This is a genomic window from Pararhodobacter sp., assembly GCF_036802785.1.
In the GTDB taxonomy this organism is placed as follows: domain Bacteria; phylum Pseudomonadota; class Alphaproteobacteria; order Rhodobacterales; family Rhodobacteraceae; genus Pararhodobacter.
Genome location: NZ_DAIRVN010000120.1, coordinates 1 through 6,385 on the forward strand (window position 1 = coordinate 1; position 6,385 = coordinate 6,385).

5 protein-coding genes are annotated in these 6,385 nt (G+C 67.7%); all 5 read right to left on the reverse strand.

Translation table 11 applies throughout. From position 1 onward, the window contains the following. A partial coding sequence (locus V7Q53_RS22725) for an MHYT domain-containing protein (protein WP_333831249.1) occupies positions 1-787 on the reverse strand: 787 nt, incomplete at its 3' end. A 103-nt stretch (positions 788-890) separates the two neighbouring features. Beyond that, positions 891-2,678: a gamma-glutamyltransferase family protein gene (locus V7Q53_RS22730; protein ID WP_333831250.1), complete on the reverse strand. Its 1,788-nt coding sequence runs from the start codon at positions 2,676-2,678 to the stop codon at positions 891-893. Positions 2,679-2,696: 18 nt separating this feature from the next. Further along, positions 2,697-3,632, reverse strand: a complete 936-nt coding sequence (locus tag V7Q53_RS22735; protein WP_333831252.1) for a dihydrodipicolinate synthase family protein — start codon at positions 3,630-3,632, stop codon at positions 2,697-2,699. A 122-nt stretch (positions 3,633-3,754) separates the two neighbouring features. Then, positions 3,755-5,110 carry an MATE family efflux transporter gene (locus V7Q53_RS22740; protein WP_333831254.1) on the reverse strand — a complete coding sequence of 452 codons (1,356 nt, stop codon included), beginning with the start codon at positions 5,108-5,110 and terminating at the stop codon, positions 3,755-3,757. 135 nt (positions 5,111-5,245) lie between these two features. After that, complete coding sequence (locus V7Q53_RS22745) at positions 5,246-6,289, reverse strand: nickel/cobalt transporter (RefSeq protein WP_333831257.1); 1,044 nt, start codon at positions 6,287-6,289, stop codon at positions 5,246-5,248. Positions 6,290-6,385: the final 96 nt, after the last annotated feature.

Genomic DNA, 6,385 nt, shown 5'->3' on the forward strand with positions numbered 1-6,385 from the left:
GCAGAGGGGCGGGGGCAGTGGCAGGTTCTGCAGCCTGGGGCACCGGGGCGGGCATGGCACCGGGAATGCCGTCAGGCGCGCGCTGGGGGCCAAAGGTCACGCCGGTCAGCAGGAAGGCGCCCGACAGAACGAAGACCGTCAGGGTCACCCCGAAGGCCAGCACCCCGTTACTGATCAGCGGGCCGGTGCCCGCGCCCCCGTCTGCCAGCACGAAACCGGTTCCTGCCATCGCCGTGAAATGCACCGCGAACACGGCCAGTCCGAAACCCAGCGTGCCCAGCACGATATTGCGCGGCGCGCGTTTGTCATAGGCGATCAGGAAAGCAGCCACGCTCAGCGCCACCGAAACCGTCAGCGCCACCGCTACACCGCCCGCGCCATAGACGGGGCGGCAGATCTGCATCCCCGACATGCCGACATAATGCATCACCGGAATACCCAGCCCGACAATCGCGCCGGCCAGCACCACCCGCGCCCGTGTGCGCTGCCCGAAATGCACGACGAGCAGCGCCAGCCCGGCGATCAGGATCGCCACGAGCGCCGAGATCAGTGTCAGGAGCGAATCGTAATAGAACTGCACCGGCAGTTGCAGCCCCAGCATGGCCACGAAATGCATCGACCAGATGCCGCCCCCCAGCGCCAGCGCCGACATCGACACCATCAGCTTGCGCCGGGCCACCGGCAGGGCCGAGGCGCCGCGCGTCAGCGACAGCCCGGTGAATCCCGCCATCAGCGCGACGGCCAGCGATGCCGCCACCAGGAGCCCGTCATGAGTGTAATCCAGCACGCCTGAGCCCCTCCCCGAGCCGACGCCTTGCAGAGCCTGAGCCTTGCCCCGCGACGCTATCAAAGGCGCCCGCGCCCCGCAACAACGGCGGTGGGTTCAGCCTTCAGCGCCCCACGGCATAGGCCTGCATCAGCCGCGGTGTGGCGGCGGCGCGCAAAAGGCCGTCGGGCATGCGCCGTGCGGCGGTCAGGCGGCCCACCGACCATTCGGGCGCCTCGGTCACTTTGTGCCCGCGTGCGCGCAGGTCGTCCAGCACCGCTTTGCCGATATTGCGCTCGATCATCAGCCCGCCCGGCTCGCGTGCGCGGGGGTAGAACGAGGCCGGGAAATGCGTGGTGTGAAACAGCGGCTGGTCGATCACCTGCTGCAGGTTCAGCCCGGAATGCACATAGCGCAGGAAGAACACCAGTTGCCACTGGTCCTGCTGGTCGCCGCCGGGGGTGCCGAACACCATCTGCGGCTGCCCGTCCTTCAGCGCCAGCGACGGTGTGAGCGTGGTGCGGGGCCGTTTGCCGGGGGCCAGCGAGGTGGGCAGGCCTTCCTCAAGCCAGAACATCTGCGCGCGGGTGTTCAGGGCAAAGCCCAGCCCCGGCACCACCGGCGAGGATTGCAGCCACCCGCCCGAGGGCGTGACCGAGACCATGTTCCCCTCGGCGTCGATGACATCAATATGCACCGTATCGCCCTTCTTTTCGGTCAGATGCGCCATCGTCGGTTCATAGACGGCCTGATCGGTGGGGCTGAGCGCTTCCAGCAACGCCATGGTGCGCGCGCGCTGATCCTCAAAGCCCGCGATGGTGCCGGGGTTCAGATCAAGGCTGGCCTGCGCGCCGATCAGCGCGCGGCGGGCGGTATTATATTGCGCCGACAGCAGCGCCTCCATCGGCACCGGCGCGAAATCTGGGTCGCCGTAATAGACCTCGCGGTCGGCGAAGGCGAGTTTCTGCGCCTCGGTGACGGTATGGACAAAATCGGTGCCCAGCGGGTCCATCGCGCCCAGATCCATGCTGTCGAGGATGGCCAGCGCCTGCAGGAATACCGGCCCCTGCGTCCATGGCCCGCATTTGGCGACCGTCCAGCCGTGGTAATCATGGGTCAGCGGGGCCTCGGTATGGGCGCGGTATCCGGCCATGTCGTCTGCGCTCAGCACGCCCTTGTGGCGGGTGCCAGAGGCATCCATCACCTCGGCGGTATCCAGAAACGCCGCGATCTTCTCGGCCACGAAACCCCGGTAAAAGGCATCGCGGGCGGCTTCGATCTGCGCCTCGCGGCCGGATTTCGCTTCGGCCTCGGCCAGAATGCGGGTCCAGGTATCAGCCAGCACCGGGTTGGCGAAATTGGCATGCGGGGCAGGGGCCGTGCCGCCGGGCAACCATGTCTCGAATGACGAGGGCCATTCCGTGCGGAAGAAATCGCCCAGCCCGGCGATGGTATGGGCCACGCGCGGCAGCACCGGATGGCCCTTTCCGGCGTAGAAGATCGCAGGCTCCAGCACCATGCGCAGGGGCAGGCGGCCATGGTCGCGCAGCATCAGCATCCAGCCGTCGAACGAGCCGGGGATGACCGTTGCCAGAAGCCCGTCACCCGGGATCACGCTCAGCCCCTCGCGGCGGTAATGCTCGATGGTGGCGCCAGCGGGGGCGGGGCCCTGTGCGCAGATCACCTCAACCTTGCCGGTTCTGGCGGAATAGAGGATCGCGGGCATGTCGCCGCCAGGCCCGTTCAGATGCGGCTCTACCACCTGAAGCACAAGCCCCGTCGCCACCGCCGCGTCAAAAGCGTTGCCGCCCTTTTCCAGTATCCCCATGCCCACCGCCGTAGCGATCCAGTGGGTGGAGGCGACGACGCCGAAGCGGCCCAGAATTTCGGGCCGGGTGGTGAAAGTTGACATGCGTATTCCTCCGGGAAGTCAGATTAGGGGTGTATGGGCCGGGTCAAGCGGCCCCGGAACGCGCCAGCCCGCCTGCGCAAGCCTGTCGCGCAGCGCCTGCGCCTGATCGGCGGGCAGGGGTGTGAGCGGCGGGCGCAGGGGGGCAAGGCGGGTGTCGTTCAGCTCCGCCGACAGCACCGCCTTGCAGCCCTGTATCAGCGGGTAAACGGCCAGAATCGCCCGGATCGCTGCCGCTTTCGCCTGCAAACCCTCCGCCTGCGGCGTGCCGCGCGCATCCAGCAGGGCGCGGATGCCATGCGGGTTGATGTTGCCGGTGGCGGTGATGCAGCCCACCGCCCCCAGCGCCATGGCCTTGAGCAGCACCGCTTCCGACGACGGAAAAACGCGGAAGCCGGGGAAGTTTTTCAGCATCCCCTCGGTATTGGCCCAGTCGCCCGACGAATCCTTGATCCCTGGCACATTGGCGGGGAAAGCGGCGATCAGCCGCTCAATCAGCGCATAGGGAATGCCGACGCCCGATATCTGCGGGATGTGATAGAGCCACAGCCCCAGATTGTCTGAGGCCACACCCTCGATCACCCCGGCATACCATGCGAAAAGCCCCTCCACGCTGGCGGGCTTGTAGTAGAACGGTGGCAGTGACAGCACCCCGCCACAACCCAGTGCAACGGCATGGCGAGTCAGGGCGATGGTGTCGCCAAGGGCGGGGCTGCCGACACCGGGCATCAGCACCTCAGGCGGAATGCCCCCTTCCACGGCGGCATCGAGCAGCGTCATACGCTCGGCCACAGTGAGCGAGGTGCCCTCGGATGTGGTGCCGAACACCGCCAACCCGTCCGCCCCCTGTGCCAGCAACCAGCGGCAGATCGCCACGAAAGCGGCGCTGTCAGGCAGGCCTTCGGCGGTAAAGGGGGTGATGGCGGGGACCAGCAGGCCGGCGAAATGTCTGGGCATGGGCGGGCTTTATCCTGACCGGGTCAAGGGGCGCGTGCGTGCCGCAGTATGGCTTGTATCGCGGGGCGGGGGCAATGGGGGGCTGCCGTTTTCGCCGCACCCTGCATCGCCCGGCTGTCCACTCAGACCCGGACCGCCCGCCAGAACCGCACAAGCAACGCCAGCGCCGCGACTGAAAGTGCGGCAACCATGCCGAACCAAAGCCCCACCCCCTCCAGCCCGGCCAGAAACGCCAGCGCATAGCTGAGCGGAATGCCGATCAGCCAGTAGCTGACAGCGGCGATGATCAGCGGCATCTTGGTATCCTGAATGCCGCGCAACAGGCCCATCGCCATCGCCTGACCGCCATCGGCAAGCTGGAACAGCGCCGCCACCATCAGAAGCGTGACGCCCAGCGGCACGATCACTGCGCGCTCAGGGTCGTTGGGGTTTAGGAAGGCGCCCACCATCAGCTCACCCGCCAGAAAATAGACGGCCATGGTGGCAAAGGCGACCGCCATCGACAACAGAAGCGCCGCCCGCGCCGCCGCCCGCAGCCCCTCGTTGTCACCCCGGCCACGCGCGCGGCCCACCAGCACCGTGGCGGCATTCGACAGGCCCATATGGATCATGAAGAACATCGCCGTGATCTCCAGCGCGATGGAATGCGCGGCCAGCGCCTGCGCGCCCAGCCAGCCCATCATCACCGCCGAAGCCGCGAAAAGCCCGGTTTCCGCCAGCATCGCCAGCCCGATCGGCAGCCCCAGCGCATTGACCTGCCGCATGGCCTGCCAGTCCGGCCGCCAGAACCGCGCCAGCAGCGTGTAGCGGCGCAGCGCAGGCACCCAGGCGGCATAGGCCAGCATGATACCCAGCGTGAACAGCTGCACCACAACCGAGGCAATCGCCGCCCCCTTTACCCCCAGCGCCGGAAAGCCCAGATTGCCGAAGATCAGAACCCAGTTCAGCGCGATATTGACGAACACGGCCGATACCGTGACGAAAAGCACCACTTGCGTGCGCCCCAGCGCCGCGAGATAGCTTTTCAGCACCATGACCAGAAGAGCGGGTGCGACCCCGAAACCCACAAGCGCCAGATAGGCACCGCCAAGCGTGGCGATCTCGGTTTCCTGCCCCGCGCCCAGCAGAAGGGGGCGGGAAAACAGGAAGATGGGCAGCACCATCAGCGCATAGCCGATGGACAGCCACATGCCCATCCGCGTGGCCCGGCGCACATCGGTATCATCGCCTGAGGCGGCCGAGGTGGCGACCATCGGCATCACCGCATTGGCATAGCCCGCGCCCAGCGTGAAGAAGGTGAAAAAGACCGTGGCGCCCAGTGCCCCTGCCGCCAGATCGGTCACGCCATACCAGCCCAGCATGATGGTGTCGGTAACATGCAGCGCAAACTGCGCCATATGGCTGCCGATCAGCGGCAGGCCAAGCACCAGTACGGCACGCGCATTCGCGCGAAAGCCCAGGTTTGCGGGGGCGGTCATGACGACGGTCCTGAATGATTGCGAAAGCCGGGGCGCAGCCCGGCGACATGCAGTTATGCACGAGTATAATAAAAAGGGAAAGCCCCGGCGGATATGGAAGGGCAGGGGTGGAAGGAGGCGCGGGAACGGCAGCGCTCAGCGCAGGGCGAGGGCGACCGACAGCACACCGATGACCAACGCAAGGCCCGCCAGCGCCTCAATCCCGATGGACAGGGGCAGCCCCCCTGACCGGGGCAGCGCGCGCTGCGCGCCGCGCAGCAAACCGTCACGCCCCAGCGCCAGCACCAGTGCCAGCAGGGCGGCCACACCTGCCGTGCCCAGTGCCATGGCATAGGTTCCGGCGATTCCCACCCACAACAGGCCCATCTGCCATGTCAGCAGCAACAGGATCAGCGCGCCGGAGCATGGCCGCACCGCCACCGCCGCAACAAGGGCCGCGACCTCGCGCCAGCTGGCCGCCCGCATCATGGCTTCGACAGGGGGCAGGTGGTGCATGCCGCAATCGGGGCAGGGCGCGTCGGCAGGCATCGGCGCCGCGCCGCGCGGAAGGGGGAAGACATGCATGCGCGGCTTTCCGCCCGACCGGCTCGCCGCCAGAAGCGCGCTGGCGGGACCGGACGTACCGGCGGCGGCCGGTATCGGAAGGGCCGCTTCGGCATGGGGGTGCGCCGTCCGGGCCAGCCGCGCCAGCGCCCGCCAGATCAACCACAGGCCGACGGCGCCCATGGCAACAAGGCTCAGGCTGGTCAGAACCCCGCGATCAACGGTTTCGATACCGGCGCGGCCCATCCCGGCGAGCCCGGCCAGAACCAGCACCAGCACAACCGCCGCCGTGCCCTGCGCCATCGCGGACAGAAAGCCGATCCCGGCCAGTTTCATCAACGGCACCCGCCGTGCGACGCCATAGGCAGCCAGCAGCGCCTTGCCATGCCCCGGCCCCGCCGCGTGAACAAAGCCATAGGCCAGGCACAGGCCCATGAGCCCCCAGAACGCCCCGCCCTGCCCGCCGTGAATGCCGCGCAACGATTGGGCGAGGCCGGTCTGAAAGGCGGCCTGCTGCATCAGAAGCCAGCGACCCAGTGGTGCCAGCGCAGCCTGCATCGGTGCGGCCAGAGGGCCGGCAAGCAGCGCCCAGATCAGCGCGGCGGCGATGGCAAGGAACAGAAGGAAGCGGGTCATGGTAACAGGGTTCTAACGCGTTGTGCCCGGCTTTTGAACCGTCGGCATGTTCACAGCTTGGGGGGGCGCGGGGGGGGGGGGGGGGGGGGGGGGGGG

Coding starts and splice junctions, on each gene's coding strand:
- V7Q53_RS22730 (WP_333831250.1), bottom strand. CDS start 2,678: ATGTCAACTTTCACCACCCGGCCCGAAATTCTGGGCCGCTTCGGCGTC.
- V7Q53_RS22735 (WP_333831252.1), bottom strand. CDS start 3,632: ATGCCCAGACATTTCGCCGGCCTGCTGGTCCCCGCCATCACCCCCTTT.
- V7Q53_RS22740 (WP_333831254.1), bottom strand. CDS start 5,110: ATGACCGCCCCCGCAAACCTGGGCTTTCGCGCGAATGCGCGTGCCGTA.
- V7Q53_RS22745 (WP_333831257.1), bottom strand. CDS start 6,289: ATGACCCGCTTCCTTCTGTTCCTTGCCATCGCCGCCGCGCTGATCTGG.